Source organism: Winogradskyella echinorum (assembly GCF_014297365.1).
Taxonomy (GTDB): Bacteria; Bacteroidota; Bacteroidia; order Flavobacteriales; family Flavobacteriaceae; genus Winogradskyella; species Winogradskyella echinorum.
This window is the reverse complement of sequence record NZ_JACOQD010000001.1, coordinates 708,832-728,370: the sequence shown is the minus strand read 5'-3', so window position 1 is coordinate 728,370 and position 19,539 is coordinate 708,832. Positions and strand designations below refer to the sequence as shown.

At 31.6% G+C, this 19,539-nt stretch carries 17 protein-coding genes and 1 tRNA gene; 9 read left to right on the top strand and 9 right to left on the bottom strand.

The features are described from left to right. The first annotated feature begins 10 nt into the window (after nt 1-10). The 4 genes from H8K90_RS03135 to H8K90_RS03120 all read left to right on the top strand — a co-directional run bounded on the left by H8K90_RS03135 (nt 11) and on the right by H8K90_RS03120 (nt 2,961). Entirely contained in the window at nt 11-496 is a 486-nt protein-coding gene (locus H8K90_RS03135; protein WP_186844475.1) for a glycosyltransferase, read from the top strand. 9 nt (nt 497-505) lie between these two features. Continuing rightward, a complete protein-coding gene (locus H8K90_RS03130) occupies nt 506-1,471 on the top strand; it encodes a type I phosphomannose isomerase catalytic subunit (RefSeq protein WP_186844474.1) in 966 nt (321 codons plus the stop codon). 87 nt (nt 1,472-1,558) lie between these two features. Further along, entirely contained in the window at nt 1,559-2,134 is a 576-nt protein-coding gene (locus H8K90_RS03125; protein ID WP_186844473.1) for a PhnA domain-containing protein, read from the top strand. A gap of 500 nt (nt 2,135-2,634) precedes the next feature. Beyond that, the gene (locus tag H8K90_RS03120) at nt 2,635-2,961 is read left to right on the top strand and encodes a hypothetical protein (protein ID WP_186844472.1); all 327 of its coding nucleotides are present in this window, start codon (nt 2,635-2,637) and stop codon (nt 2,959-2,961) included. A 107-nt stretch (nt 2,962-3,068) separates the two neighbouring features. Here H8K90_RS03120 and H8K90_RS03115 read toward each other — a convergent pair whose 3' ends face one another. The 6 genes from H8K90_RS03115 to H8K90_RS03090 all read right to left on the bottom strand — a co-directional run bounded on the left by H8K90_RS03115 (nt 3,069) and on the right by H8K90_RS03090 (nt 11,443). After that, the gene (locus tag H8K90_RS03115) at nt 3,069-3,539 is read right to left on the bottom strand and encodes a YybH family protein (RefSeq protein WP_186844471.1); all 471 of its coding nucleotides are present in this window, start codon (nt 3,537-3,539) and stop codon (nt 3,069-3,071) included. 42 nt (nt 3,540-3,581) lie between these two features. Continuing rightward, on the bottom strand, nt 3,582-4,682 hold the full coding sequence (locus H8K90_RS03110) for a DUF4407 domain-containing protein (protein WP_186844470.1): 1,101 nt from the start codon (nt 4,680-4,682) through the stop codon (nt 3,582-3,584). A gap of 115 nt (nt 4,683-4,797) precedes the next feature. Beyond that, nucleotides 4,798-8,343, bottom strand: a complete 3,546-nt coding sequence (locus H8K90_RS03105) for a M56 family metallopeptidase (RefSeq protein ID WP_186844469.1) — start codon at nt 8,341-8,343, stop codon at nt 4,798-4,800. Nucleotides 8,344-8,345: 2 nt separating this feature from the next. Further along, complete coding sequence (locus H8K90_RS03100; protein WP_186844468.1) at nt 8,346-8,711, bottom strand: BlaI/MecI/CopY family transcriptional regulator; 366 nt, start codon at nt 8,709-8,711, stop codon at nt 8,346-8,348. 92 nt (nt 8,712-8,803) lie between these two features. Beyond that, nucleotides 8,804-9,958: a hypothetical protein gene (locus tag H8K90_RS03095; protein WP_186844467.1), complete on the bottom strand. Its 1,155-nt coding sequence runs from the start codon at nt 9,956-9,958 to the stop codon at nt 8,804-8,806. Between the two features lie 96 nt (nt 9,959-10,054). Next, entirely contained in the window at nt 10,055-11,443 is a 1,389-nt protein-coding gene (locus H8K90_RS03090; RefSeq protein WP_186844466.1) for a dipeptidase, read from the bottom strand. Nucleotides 11,444-11,551: 108 nt separating this feature from the next. On the opposite strand from H8K90_RS03090, the gene H8K90_RS03085 reads away from it, so the two are divergent. Together H8K90_RS03085 and H8K90_RS03080 are read left to right on the top strand one after the other, a co-directional pair. Further along, a tRNA-Leu gene (locus tag H8K90_RS03085) sits at nt 11,552-11,633 on the top strand. Between the two features lie 215 nt (nt 11,634-11,848). Further along, nucleotides 11,849-12,031, top strand: coding sequence for a hypothetical protein (locus H8K90_RS03080; RefSeq protein WP_186844465.1), 183 nt, complete (start codon nt 11,849-11,851; stop codon nt 12,029-12,031). On the opposite strand, the gene H8K90_RS03075 is transcribed toward H8K90_RS03080, so the two are convergent. The 3 genes from H8K90_RS03075 to H8K90_RS03065 are packed head-to-tail and all read right to left on the bottom strand — an operon-like array spanning nt 12,017 to nt 15,900. Then, a complete protein-coding gene (locus H8K90_RS03075; RefSeq protein WP_186844464.1) occupies nt 12,017-12,289 on the bottom strand; it encodes a hypothetical protein in 273 nt (90 codons plus the stop codon). The genes H8K90_RS03080 and H8K90_RS03075 overlap by 15 nt on opposite strands. 16 nt (nt 12,290-12,305) lie before the next feature. Then, nucleotides 12,306-14,747 (bottom strand): DUF4982 domain-containing protein, encoded by a 2,442-nt coding sequence (locus H8K90_RS03070; protein ID WP_186844463.1) that lies wholly within the window; start codon nt 14,745-14,747, stop codon nt 12,306-12,308. After that, a complete protein-coding gene (locus H8K90_RS03065; RefSeq protein WP_222611304.1) occupies nt 14,740-15,900 on the bottom strand; it encodes a glycoside hydrolase family 53 protein in 1,161 nt (386 codons plus the stop codon). The genes H8K90_RS03070 and H8K90_RS03065 overlap by 8 nt, the downstream gene beginning before the upstream one ends. 84 nt (nt 15,901-15,984) lie before the next feature. On the opposite strand from H8K90_RS03065, the gene H8K90_RS03060 reads away from it, so the two are divergent. From H8K90_RS03060 to H8K90_RS03050, 3 genes are read left to right on the top strand one after another with little or no spacing between them, the layout of a single operon-like run. Continuing rightward, the gene (locus H8K90_RS03060; protein WP_186844462.1) at nt 15,985-16,983 is read left to right on the top strand and encodes a GntR family transcriptional regulator; all 999 of its coding nucleotides are present in this window, start codon (nt 15,985-15,987) and stop codon (nt 16,981-16,983) included. 3 nt (nt 16,984-16,986) lie between these two features. Next, entirely contained in the window at nt 16,987-17,889 is a 903-nt protein-coding gene (locus H8K90_RS03055) for an aldose 1-epimerase (protein WP_186844461.1), read from the top strand. Between the two features lie 3 nt (nt 17,890-17,892). Beyond that, complete coding sequence (locus H8K90_RS03050; RefSeq protein WP_186844460.1) at nt 17,893-19,539, top strand: solute:sodium symporter family transporter; 1,647 nt, start codon at nt 17,893-17,895, stop codon at nt 19,537-19,539.

Sequence of the window (19,539 nt, the reverse complement as noted above, 5' to 3'; positions counted from 1 at the left end):
TCCCTACATCATGAAAACAGGTATTATTATAGTATTTCATAACAATGAAAAAGAAATGGACACTACTTATTTTATTGAACAAATTAAACAGATTTCAAATATAGAGTTCTGTCTGGTTAACAATGATAGTAGAGATAATACTTATGATTTATTGCGGGATGTAAGAGATGAGTGTAATAATGTCTCTGTAGTTAATGTGAGAAAATTTAAGTCAGACATGGCAGCGGTAAAAGCAGGTGCAAGATTTATGTTTAATGAATTCAACTTAAAGTATTTAGGCTATGTCTCGGTTAATAATTTAAATATCAAGGAACATGGGTTAAATGGTTTAATTGAGCTAATAACAGAAAATCAAAACGCTATATTAAATTTTAAAATTAGCTCATTAAAAAAGAAGCAAACCTTGTTTCAGAGCATCTACTCACTACTAGATTATTTAAAAAAAATTATAGAAGATAACCATTTTATAAATCTTCAATTTCAAAGAAATATTTAAACAAATAGCATGAAAGCATATCCAATAAAATTCGCGCCTATATTAAAAGAAAAAATTTGGGGAGGTGAAAAACTTTCTAAGATTTTAAATAAAAAAACCAATTTAAAAAATGTTGGCGAAAGCTGGGAAATCTCTGGTGTAGAAGACAATATTTCTGTAGTTGCCAACGGACCTTACAAAGGAGCGTCCTTAAATGACCTTATTAAATCCCATAAAAGTGATTTTTTAGGAAAAAAGAATACTGACACCTTTGGAGAAGAATTTCCATTATTAATCAAATTTTTGGATGCTAAAACCAATTTATCTGTACAAGTACATCCAGATGATGAAATGGCAAAAGCACAGCACAATTCTTTCGGAAAAACTGAAATGTGGTATATAATGGATAGTGATGAAGGTGCCGAAATTGTATTGGGTTTAAAAGATAATGACTTAGATAAACATGTGTTAGGAAATATTAATGCATCAAATGTTGGTGCTATTTTTAATACAGAACAAGTAGAACAAGGTGATAGTTATTTTATACCAGCTGGGAAAATACATGCTATTGGTGCAGGTGTTTTAGCAGCAGAAATTCAACAGACAAGTGATATTACTTATCGCGTGTACGATTGGGATAGAACTGATACAACAGGTGCTCACAGAGAATTACATACAGAAGCTGCCATAAAAGCGACCAAATTATTTGCGTCTAATGGAAAGAGTAATTATAAATTAGAGGCAAATAGTACAAGTAACTTAGTTGATTGTGATTTTTTTACTACAAATATTTTTGAAGTTAATTCAATTCAAAAAAGAGATTATAAATCTTTAGATTCTTTTGTGATTTTTATGTGTGTTGAAGGTACAGCAGAAGTAACAGTTAATAATCTAACGGAAACTTTAACTATGGGAGAAACCATTTTAGTACCTGCAAATACAGATTCAGTAGCGTTTAAGTCTAAAAGCGCAAAACTACTAGAAGTATTTATATAATTTAGTTTAATGCAATTGTGAAAGCCTTTCTTAAAAATTGATTAAAAGTCTTAATTAATTTTACATTTGTAGTATACTATTTTTATTATGTCATTAGAAAGAGAATTAAAGCAACGTAGTGGCTCTAAATGTGAGCTTAGCGGAAGTGAAGAAAACTTATCTGTATACATTATTCCAGATGTAAAAGAAAACGGATTAAAAACAGCATTATATGCATCTAAAACGTGTATTGAACAGATGAATAATGCAGATCTCATTGATCCAAATCATTGGCGCTGCTTAAACGATAGTATGTGGAGTGAGCATGATGCTGTAAAAATTATGGCATGGAGGATGCTTAATAGAATTAAGGCAGATTGGACACAAGATTTACTAGGCATGATGTATATGGAGGACGATGTTTTAGAATTAGCAAAAGCATCTGGAGATGGTGAAGATGATGAAAACAAGTTAGTCCATAGAGATGTTAATGGTGTCGTTTTAGAACATGGTGATTCCGTAGTACTGATTAAGGATCTTAAAGTAAAAGGTTCTAGTATGGTAGCCAAACAAGGAACCGCAGTTAGAAATATAAGATTAGACCACGAAAATGCGGAATATATTGAAGGTAAGGTTGATGGTCAACTAATTGTAATCATTACTCAATACGTTAAGAAAACTTAATCTTAATTCTTCTTATTAAAAAAGTTGAAGCTTAGCGGAATCATAAATACTAAAAACAAGTAGCGACCTGTTACTAACCCATAAATGGTGATAGAAGCTAAGATTATCATGATTATAACTTTATAACTGTATTTCATTTGTTTTAATCTAATGTATAATACTCATATAATTTATACTTCAAAAGTAAAATTCTTTTTATTTAACCATCTAGTTTGGTCCTATTTATATAATAATTAACACCTAAGTTTTTAGACATTATAAAAGCTCATTTGCATAGTTCTTGTATTACCTTTTGTAATTTTATATAGCTTTAAAAATGTGTTGTTTATCGAAAAAAAAAACAGACTTTTTCGTATAATCTAATCTATATTACCCTTTATCGATTTTATGTGTATCACTCAATGATATGTTAGATATTGAGGTCATCCCTCTAAATAATAGCACCCGAATTACTGATTAATAGCCCTGAATTAGTATGAACGTTTTTAACACTATTTATTATGGATTTACAAATTACAAACTACAACAATCGTTTTCAAATTAAAGGAACTCTTAATAAGATGAACCTGAAAACATTCAATTCGCATTTCGCTAATATTTTCGATAAATTAGATGAGATATTATTGGATATAGAGCGTGTAGAAAGTATAGATAGAGCAGGTGTAATGGCTTTAGCCAGACTTCATAATGAATCTATTACCAAATCAAAGCGATTATCTATTATAGGATTTGGATGCAAAGAACTTTACGAGCATTTTAAATCTGAAGAGCCAGTACAAGAAACAGAAGAAATTGTTGTTGCAACCAATACAATTGTTGCTGCATAAATTAATCCATTAAATATTTTTATAAAGTGTTTTCAAGGTATCTATGGTGATAGATAGATATCTTGAGGCACTTTTTTTAGTTTATTTTGCTTTAGTTGTAGAATAATCTAGCAAGACATATCTGCAACGATTTTCCATTCACCATGTAGCTTCTTAAAGATAATAATGAAGACACCATCTGCATCTCCAACCTCGCGTTTTAAATGATATTCTCCCATTACCCAGTAATTATCTCCTTCAATTTTGGAAACATCATTAATCACAAAATTAAGTGTACCGCTTTCTGCTTTTGTAGGATACCCTTTTTTATAATTATCTAAAGTGTTTTGCCAACCTTTAGTGAGTCCATTGCTACCGTAAAATTTAAGAGAGTCGCTTTTCCAATAGCCTTGCATAAAGCCTTCTAAGTCGTGATTGTTCCATGCAGTTTCTTGTGCTTTCATTACCAATCGAATGCCTGCTTCTGCGTCTGCAATACTAGATGTTGTTTTGCTATTTTGTTCAGTAGTAACATCTGCTTTTACACTGATGCAGCTTACAAATAATAAAGCAATTATGGTAGTATAAATAAGTCTCATACGGTTGAATTTTAATTTCAACCTAAAAGTAAGAACTTAAAATTAAAGTATTCCCTTCTGCTTCTTTAAAAAAGCATCTGCCTGGTGTTGCATTAATTCTCTCGCTTTTTTGCGCTTGTAGTTCATTACCTCTTCTTCATCAGCGATTTCATTATAAACTTTATTATTGATATCGTTATCAGTTTTTACAAGCAATTTGCGCTCTGCAACCTGTTGTGTTGTCCAGGCTTTTATAGCGGTTTCTTGGTCTTCTAATTTAAAATCAAATTCACCCTTTGGTGATAATAATTTTGCAATGATAGGTGAAGTTTCAATCGCTAAAAACAGCAGAAAAATAAAGAACGACGGTAACCAAGGTAATTCTCCTAAAGCAGTAACTCTAGCCATTAAACCATCAAAATTATCAATAATAGGTTGTGATTCTGCAACATTGGCTGTGTAATCACCTTGAAGCGAAGCAATTTGAGCTTCTATCGCAGCTATTTTAGCTTTGTTATCCGTTTTTAATTGTTGTAATTCGGCAAAACCAGCATCGTGCTTGTCGCGTTTTTCTTTGTAAACAGGGCCTTTACCTAAAAGTTTTGTCCCAGCTGTACCTTCTGCCTCAGAAATGTAAGTATCGTATAAGGCATTAACTTCAGTTTCCTTAGTATCAATTTGAGACTGTAAACCTAAAATCTGGCTTTCTAACTCAGCAATTTCTGGGTTAAACTGTTCAGCGATTTGGTTTTGATTCGCTAAGGTTAATTCATTTTTTTGCTCTAATAAAACTTGATTAATTTCTTTTTCAAAAATCTTAAGTTCTAAAGGTTTAGAAATGACAACCGCAATGATAATGGCTAAGAAAATTCTTGGAGTGGCTTGAAGAATTTCGTCTATAACATTATCTCTTTTCTTAATGGTAGAAACAATATAACGGTCTAAATTAAAAATGAGTAAACCCCAAATTAGTCCGAAAAATATAGAAGAATACAGATTGTCGAAAACGGTATAAAGTGCATAACTGGCTGCAATAGTTGCCATAAGAGCAGTAAAGAAAACAGTAGCACCAATACCTGCATATTTGTTCTGTTCGCCAATAGAACAGTCGTCTAAAATATCAGTATCTGCACCAGAACAAAGGATGAAGAATTGCTTTAACATAAGAAGTTTGATTTTTGATTGATTGTCTATTAGAACGCTAAATGTTGTGTTTTGTTACATTTTTAACGAAAAAAGCCTCTTAAAAAAGAGGCTTTTATTTTTTAAGACAGAAAGATCAATCTATTATTTCAATAACTAAAGGTGAAATTTTAGAGTCACCCTTGTATTTAATGTCAAACAAGGTTATATAATCTCCGGTTTTAACATTAGAAAGATTTTTTATAGTCTCATCTGTAATAGTGTTACCAGTTATGTGCTGAGTTTTGATTCCTGGAATTTTAAATTTGAAACTAATAATTTCTTTACTTGGTAATGTGAGTTTTAGATTTTTAATATCGTCTAATTTCATACTCAATTTCCCAGTTTTAATCTTTTTTCCATTAATAATTGGAAGTATGTTCTTTTGTTTTTGAGAAAACGGCTCTCCAACTTTCCCTTTAACACCAATATGAATTGGTCTTTTGGATATATAAACTAAAGGTTTGCCATCGGTTCCCTTTTCGTTTGCGTTGATATTGAGTTTGTTGTTTTTCTTTATTAATGCAATAGCTTCATCAGATGAGATTGATTTTCCCTCATTAAAGAATTTAGCATTGGCTTTTGCCATTCTAATAACAAAATCTAGAGTAGATTCTGATTTACTTGGAAAGCCTTTGACAGTTATGGGTTCTAAGTCGTCGGGTTTACTTGGCGCTGGATATTTGTTTTCTTCTTTATTATTTTTTGCAGGATAGCCTTTGACAGTTTTCTCTTTTAATTGTTGTTTTTTAGGTGCTGGCGGCGTCGGCGGTGATGGAGGAATTTGACCTAAAGTTGTTTCGTCATTATCATCAATATATTGATAAGAGACATCACCTGTTTTTATTTTCCACGGACTGTTTTTTGAGGTGTCAATTTTTATTGGTTCATTGATAATTTTCTTTTCTTTAGCTTTAGCTTCTTCTAGCGATAACCCTGAATATAAACTGAAATGTTTTGAAGAAAGATTTGATTTTGCCATATTTTCATTGTAAGACATAGAGCTATTCCAAATTTCTACCTCTCTAAGTTTCTTTTGAATAGTTTTTGCAATATCTAAGCTTGTATTTTTTTCTAATATAATCGATGCCATTACATATTTTCTATGATCATCTTTTGCTAAATGCTGGTTCAGTTTCTTAACCTCATTATTAATGTCGCTAACTGTGGTTGTCCTTCCATTCAATTTAATTTGATTGTTTTTATCAATAAAGATTTCTATTGGTTGAATTTCTTGAGCGTTAGGACCTCCTTTTGATTTGTTAGGTGCTGGTGGAGGAGGTGGAGGAGGTGGAGGAATCTGTGGAAAAGGCTCTGCATTTTTGCGTTGCTCATCTGTCATTAGGTTCTTATAGATATTTATATAGCGTTCTGCATTTTTCTGTTTAATAATAGGATACGCATAAGATTTATTTGCTTTAGCTTTTTTTATAGCAACATTTATTTTCTTAGCCCATGCGTTATATTCTGCAACTTGTTTTTTTGTAGCTTTTTGTTGTTTTGATTCTTCTGGTTTAAAATCATCAGGATCAAATATTAATACTTGTCCGTTATCCACATTAAGATTAGCTAAGTTTTCGCCAATAGCATTCATAATCTTGTCTAAGAAGTTTTTGTGGATTTGTCTTCCATCAGCTTCCAATATTATTTCAGACTTTTTAAATTTTGTAATATCATTAAAGTCTTTCTGAATTGTTTCTATAGATGTTGGTTTATTATTTAGAAATAAATTTTTGTCTTTATCAATATATAAAATAGGTATTTCTAAATAAGATTGATGTGTTTTTTTGATAACATCAGTTGAAATCGGAGTAGGAGACTTAAGATTGTGTTTCTGAATTATTTCTAGTGGAAATCGCTTGTAATTATATGAAAGAAATTCGTAAGTACTTACTATCTCCATAGTTTTTTCTTTTCTTCTATTTTCAAGTAGACTTAATTTGTTTTCATAATCTTCTGAAATTTTACGATACTGTTCTATCATTAAATTGAGGAAGAAGTCATATGCATTTTTAGTTACTAGATTGAGAACAGACTCTTCTTTCATTTTTGCTAGTTCTGAAATTGGTGTGTAAGAAAATGTAATAAAGTCCGAAGCTTTAAATTCTTTTAGGTCGTCTCTTGAAATATAATTACCATCGACTTTAATGATGTATTTTTTAGAGTTTTTAGCTTCTTCAAAATGAGATTTTGTAACATCAATTCTTGTATATGGAATTGGATCTACATAAACCCATTTTATTTTGTCTTGATAGTTTAATTCATTAAATCTTTTTTTAACATATTGACCATTTTTATTTTTTACTTTAAAAAATTGTTTTGTGTAATAGTTTTCTTCGGCCCTTTTTTCTAGATTATTTTCAATTTCTTCAAACTGTATGGATGTAGTATTGGTCATACCCTTATAGTTGATTGCTTGTTTTTGATTCTCAGGCAAAGAAAAAGCAAGGTCTATCCATGCAGTTCCCTTAATGCCGCTTAGTTCTACGCCATTATTATTGGATTGAATTGAAAACGTAAATTTATCTGTCTCCAAAGTCTGCCCGTTTGAAAAACCAAAATCATTTATAATATATGGTTCTGAGCTAGGTTCTAGTATCAAATGACTCCATCTGCATCCGTTTTCACACCTAAGTTGTATTGTGTTGCCATTTTTTTCTACTGTGACTAAAAATTGATTAGACTCAGTAGCTTCATTAATATATAACATATTAAGGTTATCTGCTTCTTTTAATTCCTCTTTAATGGCTGAAACAATATCCGAATTCTCTTTTTCAACATATTCCTTTTCAGCAAAAACGTAAAAAAGAATAGCAATTATTGGAAGCAGCAATAAACTGCTTAACCAAATTCTGGTTTTTGATGTGTTTGTTTTCATAACTGTAAATCGTTTTTTGATGGATGAATAATTAATAGCACTCGATAATTGGTAATCTTGAGTACTTGATGAAAATTGTAATAATATATTTTGATAGGTTTTAGTATCAGAGCCTTGATTTAAAACTGCCTGATCTGCCAAAAACTCATGATTTAACTTAATATGATGTTTCAAAATGTAGATAAGAGGATGAAACCAAAACACAATTTGAAGCAATTCAATAACGATAATGTCTAAGCTATGTAACTGTTTGGCGTGCGTTTCTTCATGAAGCTGTACTTCTCTTGGTATGCTATCTGTTTTATAAGTCGATTTATTAAAGAAAATATACTTAAAGAAAGAATGCGGAATACGACACTCCTCGAGCAAAACGTAAATAAATGAACGCTTTGTTATAGTTTCATTATTAGAAATGCGCTTATACATTTTGAATAAATTTAGTGCAAAACGAATGGTAAATAACAAGACACCAAATCCATAAAGCATCCAAAGTATCGTTTCTAAATCCATAAAAGGAGGCTCTTCCTGTGGCATTTCTACAAAAGAAGATTCCATAGGCAGATACATTTGTGACATTTCAAATTCTGTAACAACAGGTTCTATATAACGGGTAATAGTCAATGCCGGAATAATTAAGGCTAAAACCACTGCAGATAGCAAGTAAAAGCGCTTAAAACGATGCATGTTTTGACGCTCTAAAAACAGAACATACACTAACCAAAATACTGCTAAACATGCCGAAAATTTAAATAAGTACGTTTCCATATCTACTTGTTTTTAATTTCGGTATCAATTATTTTTTTCAGGGCTTCTAACTCTTCTTTACTCAAGTCTGTTTTACGCGTAAAGAAAGATGCAAACTGTGATGCACTGTCATTAAAAAAGGTTTTAATGAGGCCGTTTACATGTTTAGAGAAATAATCTTCTTTTTTAACTAAGGGATAGTATTCTCTAGATTTTCCGTAGGTTTTATAATCTACAAACCCTTTGCCAATCATGCGTTTTAGTAGTGTTGCAACAGTTGTTGTGGCAGGTTTTGGTTCTGGGTAAATTTCTAGCAAATCTTTCATAAAAGCTTTGTCGAGCTTCCAGAGGTATTGCATTAATTGTTCTTCGGTTTTAGACAACTCCATATTCTACAGATTTAGAATTAACTCTACAAATGTAGAATTAAAATTTGAATTCTACAAGTGTAGAGGTTTAAATTTATTGATATAAGATGGCTTTAGTGATTAAAAGGTCGTTCATTAATCCAATGAAAACCTCTTGATTTTAAAGGAAAATCTTCAAGATTTTTCTTTTTGAGTATCACTTCAATAGTATCACTAACTAGGTGTCCTCTCAATTTTAGAAAATTATTGTTTTTGTAAATATAATTGATATTAAAACTATCAATTTCCCTCCCTTCTAGATACATTGAAATAGTCTGTTTTGTTGTATCTGCTTTAAAATTGTAGTGTAAGATTTTGTCGTCTATAGTTCTTATTATAGCTTTTCTTTTATTTTCTATTACCAAATAACGCCATCTTTCAGTAGCAGTAAGTAATGGTTTTATGGTGTCTTTATTTTTAATGAATATTTCGGTTTCCCAAATGCCATAAAGATGAGGTTTATGATTTTTGTCACTAACATTTAGTTCTCCTAAATAACCTAAAATACATGCCGTAATTAAGATTATAGGAACAAGGATTTTTTTTAATTTATCAATTGTTTTATGGTAACTATCTGATGTAATAGGATGGTAGTAGTTATAACTTTCAGTTGCTTTATTTTTAATAAAAACAGACGAAAAACGCCTTATATCCGTCATAAATATTACAAAAGCCATTAAAATAAGATGTATAGAAAAGAGCTTAACAGGAATGTCAAACATCATATTCATCATGGCAACTTGCAACATTACTCCAATAATAATAAATGAACCTAAAGTTGTGGTCCGTCTTGGGATTAAAAGTAATCCTCCTATAATTTCCAAAAGACCAGCAAACATTCCAAAACCTTTAGAATATCCCATGTAGGTCCATGCTAAACCCATTGGAGAAAATTCGCCCAAAGGTTGAAGAAGACGTATCAATGAAGGACTACGAAATTGAATTTGAAAGACTTTTACAAACCCATATAGTAACATTGCTCCGATTAAGAATACTCTTAAAACGACTATAAACCAATAGAATAACTTGTTATAACTTAGTTGTTTTTTACCTAAAATAGACCAAATGAGAGTAGCAACAATTGCAGTAAATACATTTACAAATAGAGTGATATAAGCATAAGAATTATCTCCACTCCCAAAGCCACTGACTTCAAAATCATAAGTTATATTAAGAATATGTATGCCAATCCAGCGAAATAGCCCTTCAAAAAGACCAGCTAAAAACATTAGGAAAATGTACAGAATAAGATAACAGAATATAAATCTAAAAGCTAATTTGCTTTTGAAGCTCCAGGCGTCTTTGAATTCTTGGCTAAGTAACATCTATTTTTTTAACTCTGTAAAATATTTATAAAACCAAGGAATAGTCTCAATGCCTTTTAGGTAGTTCCACACTCCAAAATGTTCGTTTGGTGAGTGAATAGCATCGCTATCTAAACCAAAGCCCATCAGTATAGTTTTGCTTTTTAATTCTTTTTCAAAAAGTGAAACAATAGGAATACTTCCTCCACTGCGTTGCGGAATTGGTGTTTTTCCAAAGGTTTGCTCATAAGCTTTAGAAGCCGCTTTATAACCAACACTATCAATTGGTGTTACATAACCTTGTCCTCCATGATGTGGTTTTACTTTAACGGTAACTCCTTTAGGAGCAATACTTTCAAAATGAGTTTTAAATAATTCTGTAATCTCTTCCCAATCTTGATGTGGTACCAAACGCATCGATATTTTGGCAAATGCTTGACTTGCAATGACCGTTTTTGCACCTTCACCTATGTAACCTCCCCAAATTCCGTTGACATCTAGTGTTGGTCTAATTGAATTTCGCTCATTGGTTGTGTAACCTTCTTCACCATAAACGGCATCAATATCTAAAGATTTTTTATAAGCCTCTAATGAAAATGGTGCTTTTGCCATTTCTGCACGTTCTGCATCAGATAGGTTTTCAACTTTATCATAAAAACCAGGAATGGTAATATGATTATTTTCATCGTGAAGCGACGCAATCATTTTGGTTAATACATTAATTGGGTTGGCCACAGCTCCACCATATAAACCTGAATGTAGATCTCTGTTTGGACCTGTTACTTCAACTTCAACATAACTCAGTCCTCTTAATCCTGTCGTTATTGATGGCACATCTTTAGCGATCATGCCAGTATCAGAGATTAGAATGACATCATTAGCTAATTTCTCTCTGTTGTTAGCTACAAAGATGCCTAAATTGGCACTACCAACTTCCTCTTCACCTTCAATCATAAATTTTACGTTGCAAGGCAATTCATTGTTAGAAGTCATATATTCTAAAGCCTTAACATGCATATACATTTGCCCTTTGTCATCACAAGCTCCACGAGCAAAAATAGCACCTTCTGGATGAAGTTCCGTTTTTTGAATCACAGGCTCAAATGGTGGTGAATTCCATAAGTCTAAAGGGTCTGGTGGTTGTACATCATAATGCCCATAAACTAAAACAGTAGGTAGATTTTTGTCTATAATTTTTTCACCATATACAATAGGGTAACCATCGGTTTTACAAATTTCTACATGGTCGCAACCCGCATTTTCGAGACTTATTTTAATAACTTCAGCAGTTTTTAAGACATCACCTTTGTATGCAGAATCGGCGCTAATAGAAGGAATTTTTAATAATTCTATAAGCTCGTTTAAAAAGCGGTCTTTATTATCGTTAATGTAAGATTGTATAGATTGCATATTATGTGTTTGATTTATAACAAAAGTAAGAAAAACATAAAGGATAAATTTCTTAATTATTTACTGTTTGAATATTCAAACTATTGTTTATCTTTGCAGTCCTTATTTGCAGGCGTGGTGGAATTGGTAGACACGCTAGACTTAGGATCTAGTGCCGCGAGGTGTGAGAGTTCGAGTCTCTCCGCCTGTACAATAAAAATTAAAGACTTTAATGTTATATTAAAGTCTTTTTTGTTTTTAATAAACTAATTGACAACGAGAGTTTTAATCCAAAGTAGTATAATCAAATCTTTTGTATTAACTGCGATAATCTAACATACATATATGGTAAATCAGTAATACTCTAATTAGATATTTCTATAGAAATTTGCAATAGATATATTAATTACATATTAGAATATAAAGATGAAAAATATAAATCATAACCCAACCGTTTGGCAAACTTTGCCATTCTCATTATATAATATTGATGACCTAAAGAAAAGTGACAGTAATCTTTTTAAGTATATAACACGTAAAATGAAAGTGTTTTGTAAAAAAGGAAGTTCTCAATTAGCATTTTACTTAACTCGATTATGTACTTTGTAGACTATTAATGACGAGATCCCAATCAGTATTGAAACTCCTCAGGGGTTCAAGGATTTGTAAGCCGATTACATTATTAAAACTATCGCAAATCCCTGTTATGGGTTCTATCGCAATTAAATTTGGCAGATTAGTTGTATAAAATTGTAAAAAATATTCTTTTGAAGAAGATGTCATGGTCATTCTATATTGAGGTGTATTGTGTTTTCTATATCGAGATAATCTAAGATTTTCAATTTTTGTTTTAGTGAGTTTATACATTGTGAAAATGATAAATTTAATGAACTGTTTTTAATGATATTTTACCTGTTTTTAAGCCTTTCCCTGTAACTTTTAGTTCTATTTCGCCAGCTTCTTCAGTGGATTCTACAAGGACGACTAATTTACCACTAAATAATTTCATAGTCGGTAAATGAAATAATTCTAATGAGGTGGCATCTCCATTACAGGCTGCTTTAAATTCGCCATTTCCTTTTACTTTAAAGTTGAGTTGATTGGTTGCAGTCGGACATGGTATTCCATTTTTATCAACTACAGAAACTGTGACGTAAGCTAAATCTTCACCATTCGCTTTTATGGTTTTAACATCAGAGTCTAACAAGATTTTATGAGGTTTCCCTGCAGTTTTTACTTCTTTTTCTGCAACAGGATTTCCATCGTCATCTAGTGCAACAACTTTTAATATTCCTGGTTCGTATTTTACGTCCATCCACATTAAGCGATAACGGTTTTGAGGTGTATGGTTAGTTTTCTTTTGAATTCCTAAGCTTTTACCATTTAAAAATAATTCTGCACTGTCATAACTTGTATAAACAAATACTGGTGTGATTTCTCCTTCCCGTCCTTCCCAATTCCAATGTGGCAATAGGTGTAGCGTTTCATCAGTTGTATTCCAACGACTTCGGTATAAGTAGTAACGATCTTTTGGTAAACCTGCTAAGTCATTAATTCCGAAGTAAGAGCTACGCGATGGCCAAACTTCATCATATGGTGTTGGTTCTCCGAGATAGTCAAAGCCTGTCCAGACAAACTCACCAATAACCCAAGGTTTATCATCTTGTAATACAAAATCATCATCTGGTAAATTAGACCAACTACAATATTCCAAATCATAGGACGATGATTGAAAATCATCATAAGTCTTCATACTAGCCTTTTCTACAGGAAATTTGTAAATACCACGTGAGCTAACAGTTGAAGCTGTTTCTGAACCTAATAGAAAACCTTGCGGAAATTTTTCATAAGCCTCTTCGTATAGGTGTACACGGTAGTTAAGCCCAGGAACATCTAATAGTGCTCCAAACCCAGACTCAATAGTGGCTTTTACCTGATCCATACCAACAGTAACAGGTCTAGTAGGATCTTCTCTGTGAAAAATATCTTGTAACCATTTGGCACGTTTTACACCTTCAGTGCCCCATTGATCTGGCACTTCATTACCAGAACTCCACATGACAATTGATGGATGATTTCGTGTTGCATGCACTAAATTAACCACGTCTTTTTCTGCATATTCATTAAAAAAACGGTTGTAACCATTCTTTACTTTTGGTTTTGCCCATTCGTCAAAACTTTCTGCTAAAAACATAAAACCCATTTCATCACACAATTCTAATTGTTCTATGGAAGGCATATTATGTGAACTTCTTATGGCATCACAACCCATATCTTTTAAGATCCGTAATTGTCTGCGTAAAGCAGATTTATTTACAGCTGTACCAATTGGTCCTAGGTCATGATGTAAACAAACACCTTTAAATTTGCGTACTTCACCATTTAGACTAAAACCTGTTTTTTGATCATAATTTATACTGCGAATACCAAAGCGTTTAGATACTTCATCTGTTAATTTACCATTAACGTATAATTTTGAAACTGCTGTGTATAAGTACGGCGTTTCCGGACTCCATAGTTTAGGATTTTTTACGGCTAAATTTTGTTCAAATTCATTGTTGAATAAAGCATCAGTTTCATTAGAAGTAATTATCTTTCCCTCAGAATTAAAAATAGTAGTTACTAATTTTAAATTCTCTCCTGAAACTTTAGTTTTAATATTAACCTTAGCTAAGTCTTTTGTTATAATAGGCGTAGTAATAAAAGTTCCCCAATGCTTAATGTTAGATTTATCTTTTACAATAACCTGAACTTTTCTGTACAAACCTGCTCCTGGATACCATCGTGAGGATAACCCAACGTTAGTCAGTTTTACCGCTAAAGTATTTATGTTTGTGTCGTTTATATAATTTGTAATGTCGAAATAAAAATAGCTGTATCCATATTTCCACTCTCCAACTTTCTTACCATTTAAGAATACTTCTGGCTCGCTCATGGCACCTTCAAAAAGAATCAATACTTTTTTATCTTTATTGAAGTTTGAAATTGAAAATTCATTTCTATACCAAGCCTCACCAATATAAGGAAGTGCACCAGTTCTACCTGTCTTTTCGGTAGCCACTTTTTCACCATTTTGCTCAATTGCGACTTTCTGAATATCTACTTCTTTATCAAAAGGTCCTTTAATTGCCCAATCGTGAGGAACGGTTACAGTTTCCCAATTAGAGGTATTGAAATTAGAAGTTATAGCTTCAGGGTGATTTCCTTTACTAAATTTCCAACCTTTTTTCAAAGTAATAACTTCTCTGGTTTGAGCCTCAGATAAAAATGCTCCACAGATAAGAAAAATAAAAACTAAAAGTGAATTAAGATGATATTTAGTCATTTAGTGAAGCATTATAAAATTGTATACCAAGGTTTGCTTGGTTGTTATTATCAAAAAGAGTAGCATTATCCCAATGAGAGCCTTGCGCCCATAGTGTAGAACAATCTGTAGAAACCCAAGCTGGTTCCCAATACACTAGACCTTGACCACCAGCATTTTCTATGACTAATTTAAGTTGATTTAGGTAATCTAATTGTCCTTGTTGTGAAGCAGGATAACCATCAACAAGAGCATCGTTTCCTAATATATTATTTGCGCTGTCCGCATTATCCATCGTAAAAGGATAGGCCGTTTCTACAATCATTAACTTTTTGTTGTATGTATTGATAAGTGTTGTGAGTGGTGTTTGTACTTCATTTAAAGAATAATCAGACCAAATTGGATAATACGATAAGCCTATCCAATCAAAATCTGTAACACCGTTCTGTGTAGCTTGCTCAAACCACCAAAGTCCATTTTCTGGTTGTGCTATATGGAGCATCACCTCAATGGTTTCATTTTTATCTTCAGCAATGGTTCTAACCGCTTCTATACCTTTATTTATTAAATGAGAATTTCGAGCCCAATCAATTGGCCAGACCAAATCACCGTCTTGTAAAATCATTGGATTAATTTCATTACCAACTTGTACAATATTTGGAGACAATCCTTCATTAGACAATTCTAACAATGTATTGTATGTGTAGTTGTAAAGTAAATTTCCTAACGCTTCGGTATTATCTATTTGGTTAATCCAAGCTGCTGGTATTTGTTGTTTAGAAGGATCTGTCCATGTATCTGAATAATGAAAGTCTAAAAGAATATGCATACCTTGATTCTTTGCACGCTGTATTGATTTTTTTACATCTTGTAGGTTAGAGTAATTGGTCCAAGTAGGATTATGCCAAAGCCGTAAACGAACAAGATTAGCACCTTCGTTTTTAAAAATAGCATACGTGTCTTGTACGTTACCAGCTCTATTTTTGTATATGGCACCACAATCTTCCATTTCGTTTACATAAGATAAATCTGCACCAAAGTAAAATGATATTGGTGTTTCTGCTTCATTATTATTGTCAGAATTACTACCTGTGCATGCGTATATAGACGAAATAATTAACACTGTTATTATTAAGCTAGCAATTTTGTGCATTCTGAATTTAGAATTTATCATAATAGACTATGTTTTTTTGCTAATTTAATAAATAATTTTACTGACACCTACCAGTACCTACCAGTTTTTATATATATTTGTTTAATGGGTATAATTAATATTGATAATAAGTTAGGTATTCCTAAGTATAAGCAAATAATTCAATCTGTAGAAATTGGTTTAGAAGAAGGTACTTTAAAAAAAGGTGATAAACTGCCCTCAGTAAATAGTATTAAGAATAAGTTTTCACTTTCTAGAGATACTGTTTTTATGGCTTTTGGTGAGTTAAAAAAAAGAGGGATTGTTGAAGCGGTTACAGGCAAAGGATATTATATAAAGAGCGAAGATATTAAGATAACCAAGAAAGTGTTTTTGCTTTTTGATGAGTTGAATGCTTTTAAGGAAGATTTGTATAATGCTTTTTTAAATGCTTTTGGTGCAAATTTTCAGGTAGATATTTTCTTTCATCATTTTAACGAAGCAGTTTTTAGAAAGCTTGTTAATGATAATATTGGTAATTATAACTACTATGTTATTATGCCAGCAAATTTTACTAATGCTATTAATGTAATTAAAGAATTGCCTAAAGACAAAGTGTTTGTTTTAGACCAAACCAATACAACATTAAAGGAATATGCTTGTGTTTTTCAAAATTTTGAAAAGAATGTACATGATGGTTTAAAGGTTTTAGAACCTAAATTAAAAAATTATACCAAAGTTATTTTTGTTCACCCTAAATCGTATCAACCCAAAGGAATACTAGATGGCTATAGGCAATTTTTCGAATTTAGTTCTATTAAAAATCAAGAAGTTTTTGGTTTGGATAACTGTGTTCCAAAAAAAGGTGATGTTTATTTTGTTTTAGATGATCGGAGCTTAATAGTATTAATAAAGAAAGTTCAGATTGAAAATTTAATAGTTGGAAAAGATGTTGGTATAATAGCATATAATGATTCGCTCTTAAAGGAAATTGTAGAAGGTGGAATTACCACAATATCAACAAACTTTGCTTTAATGGGACAACGAATGGCTAAAATGATTTTAAAAGAAAAGTTTGCTCAACTAGAGAATCCAAACGAGATTGTAATTAGAAAATCACTATAGGTTGTGTATAAGATAGTAGAAGAAAATACGGAGTTAGATTATGTGGTTTTAAGTAATCGCGATTCTAGTACTACGGCTAGAGTTTGTTTGAATGAAGGTGGTCGTATAACTAAATTGCTTGTAAACAGTATAAAGGTTATTAGTGGTACTCCATCAAATTACAAAAAAGATTATGCATCGGCCATTCTTTTTCCATTTGCTAATAGGATAAAGCATGGAGAATATGTTTTTAATAATAGTAAGTATAAGTTAGTTTGTAATGAAGAGGCGAATAAAAATGCTATACATGGATTAGTTTATAACAAATATTTTAAAGTTATTGATAAGGATATTAGTACTGATTTTTGTAGCATAACTCTTAGATATATTGAAAAAGATGGTTGTGAAGGATTTCCGTTTAAATATAGTATAACTGTAAAATACACTTTAAAGGAAGAAAGTCTTTTATTAAAAATAACCATTAAAAATGATGATGATAAATCATTTCCGTTTACCCTAGGATGGCATCCGTATTTCTTAAGTTCAAATTTGTTTAATAGTAAATTATCGTTTAGTAGCAATGCGAATTATAAGTCTAATAAACAAGGAATTGTAATTGGTAAAGAAGATTTAAAAGAAGAAATGCCAATGCTTTTAAAGAATCGAAAGTTTGATGACGCCTATGTTTTGCAATCGGATTTGGTAAAATTTATAACACCTAATTATCAACTTCAGTTAGAGTCCTCTGCGGAACATAACTTTCTTCAAATATATACACCAGATTTATCAGATAGAATAGCAATTGAGCCTATGACTGGTGTTTCGGATAGTTTTAATAATAACATTGGAAAACAAATTATTTGCTCTAACGATGATTATAGCATCGAATGGCAAATTAAAATTATAACTAATACCTTAAATAACTAAACTATGCAGTTCTTAACATTTATCGGATTTACAGTAATAGTTGCAATTATTTCTTATATAAAAACAAGAAAAACAGAAGAGTCTTCTACCGATGGATATTTTCTTGGAGGTCGTAGTTTAACAGCTGGAGTAATAGCTGGATCTTTATTGCTGACCAATTTATCTACAGAGCAAATAGTTGGCCTAAATGGGTCTGCTTACCAAAGTGGGTTGTCTGTAATGGTTTGGGAAACTTTAGCGGCAATAGCTATGGTTGTAACAGCAATCTTTTTATTACCTAGATATTTAAAGGGTGGATTAACTACTGTACCTGGGTTTTTAGCAAAACGATTTGATGTTACTACAAAAACATTAACCTCAGTTTTGTTTCTATCTGGTTATGTAGTTGTGTTACTTCCAGTGATTTTATATTCGGGTTCTTTAGCAATTAGTGGTATGTTTAATATACCAGAGTTATTGGGAGTTTCGCATACCCAATCTATTTGGATTTGTGTATGGGGAATTGGTATTATTGGATCTATTTATGCTGTTTTTGGGGGTTTGAAAGCTGTAGCTATTTCAGATTCTATTAATGCAATTGGGTTATTAGTTGGAGGAGTTTTAATTCCCGTTTTTGGTTTAATGATGATTGGTGATGGTAATCTCTTAGATGGGCTTTCTACCTTAACAACAGAAAACCCAGAGAAATTTAAATCTATGGGAGGAGCAACAGATCCTGTTCCGTTTTATACCATTTTTACAGGGATGATGTTGGTACAATTATTTTATTGGGGAACTAACCAACAAATTATTCAAAGAGCACTTGGTGCTAAAAATTTAAAAGAAGGTCAAAAAGGATTATTATTGGCTTCTTTTATAAAAATATTAGGTCCAGTTATAGTTGTTTTGCCAGGCTTAATCGCTTTTCATTTATTTCAAGGAAATTTAGAAACGGCAGATAGCGCATATCCAATGTTAGTAAATAAAGTACTTCCTAGTGCTTGGGTTGGTTTCTTTGCAGCCGTATTATTTGGTGCCATATTAAGTTCTTTTAATAGTGTTTTAAATAGCTCGGTGACGTTATTTGGAATTGATGTCTACAAACAGCACATTAATAAAAATGCTGATGAAAAAACTGTAGTTAAGTATGGTAAACTCTTTGGTATTATTTTGGCAATTGCTGCAATGTTTATTGCACCATTAATAGCTAACGCAGGCAGTTTGTTTGATTACCTACAAGAAATAAATGGCATCTATAGTATTCCTATCTTAACTATTATTGTAGTTGGTTATTTAACTAAACGTGTACCAGCAATTGCAGCTAAAATAGGTTTAGTTTCAGGGTGTTTATTATATATTCTTAGTCAGTTTATACTACAACCTTATTTTATAGATAAAGCAATAGAAAATGCTAAAGCATCGGGAGTTACTGACGCTGCATCTATAGCGTTAATAAAAGCTCAAGCTTATCCTCATTTCTTAGATGTTATGGCAATTTTATTTCTACTTAACGTAGCAATAATGCTATTTATAGGGAAGTTGAAACCTAGAAAAGAAGTCTTTGTTCACAAATATACTGAGCAAGTAGATATTACACCTTGGAAGTATGTAAAACAAGTAGGTGTCCTAATCTGTATAATAGTAATTGGAGTTTATATTTATTTTGCTTAA

Excerpts from the sequence above, each read along its gene's own strand:
- H8K90_RS03070 (WP_186844463.1), bottom strand. The coding sequence starts at position 14,747 with ATGACTAAATATCATCTTAATTCACTTTTAGTTTTTATTTTTCTTATC.
- H8K90_RS03060 (WP_186844462.1), top strand. The coding sequence starts at position 15,985 with ATGGGTATAATTAATATTGATAATAAGTTAGGTATTCCTAAGTATAAG.
- H8K90_RS03065 (WP_222611304.1), bottom strand. The coding sequence starts at position 15,900 with ATGATAAATTCTAAATTCAGAATGCACAAAATTGCTAGCTTAATAATA.
- H8K90_RS03120 (WP_186844472.1), top strand. The coding sequence starts at position 2,635 with ATGGATTTACAAATTACAAACTACAACAATCGTTTTCAAATTAAAGGA.
- H8K90_RS03115 (WP_186844471.1), bottom strand. The coding sequence starts at position 3,539 with ATGAGACTTATTTATACTACCATAATTGCTTTATTATTTGTAAGCTGC.
- H8K90_RS03100 (WP_186844468.1), bottom strand. The coding sequence starts at position 8,711 with ATGGAGTTGTCTAAAACCGAAGAACAATTAATGCAATACCTCTGGAAG.
- H8K90_RS03080 (WP_186844465.1), top strand. The coding sequence starts at position 11,849 with ATGAAAAATATAAATCATAACCCAACCGTTTGGCAAACTTTGCCATTC.
- H8K90_RS03050 (WP_186844460.1), top strand. The coding sequence starts at position 17,893 with ATGCAGTTCTTAACATTTATCGGATTTACAGTAATAGTTGCAATTATT.
- H8K90_RS03135 (WP_186844475.1), top strand. The coding sequence starts at position 11 with ATGAAAACAGGTATTATTATAGTATTTCATAACAATGAAAAAGAAATG.
- H8K90_RS03110 (WP_186844470.1), bottom strand. The coding sequence starts at position 4,682 with ATGTTAAAGCAATTCTTCATCCTTTGTTCTGGTGCAGATACTGATATT.
- H8K90_RS03095 (WP_186844467.1), bottom strand. The coding sequence starts at position 9,958 with ATGTTTTTAGCTGGTCTTTTTGAAGGGCTATTTCGCTGGATTGGCATA.
- H8K90_RS03125 (WP_186844473.1), top strand. The coding sequence starts at position 1,559 with ATGTCATTAGAAAGAGAATTAAAGCAACGTAGTGGCTCTAAATGTGAG.
- H8K90_RS03105 (WP_186844469.1), bottom strand. The coding sequence starts at position 8,343 with ATGGAAACGTACTTATTTAAATTTTCGGCATGTTTAGCAGTATTTTGG.
- H8K90_RS03075 (WP_186844464.1), bottom strand. The coding sequence starts at position 12,289 with ATGTATAAACTCACTAAAACAAAAATTGAAAATCTTAGATTATCTCGA.
- H8K90_RS03090 (WP_186844466.1), bottom strand. The coding sequence starts at position 11,443 with ATGCAATCTATACAATCTTACATTAACGATAATAAAGACCGCTTTTTA.
- H8K90_RS03130 (WP_186844474.1), top strand. The coding sequence starts at position 506 with ATGAAAGCATATCCAATAAAATTCGCGCCTATATTAAAAGAAAAAATT.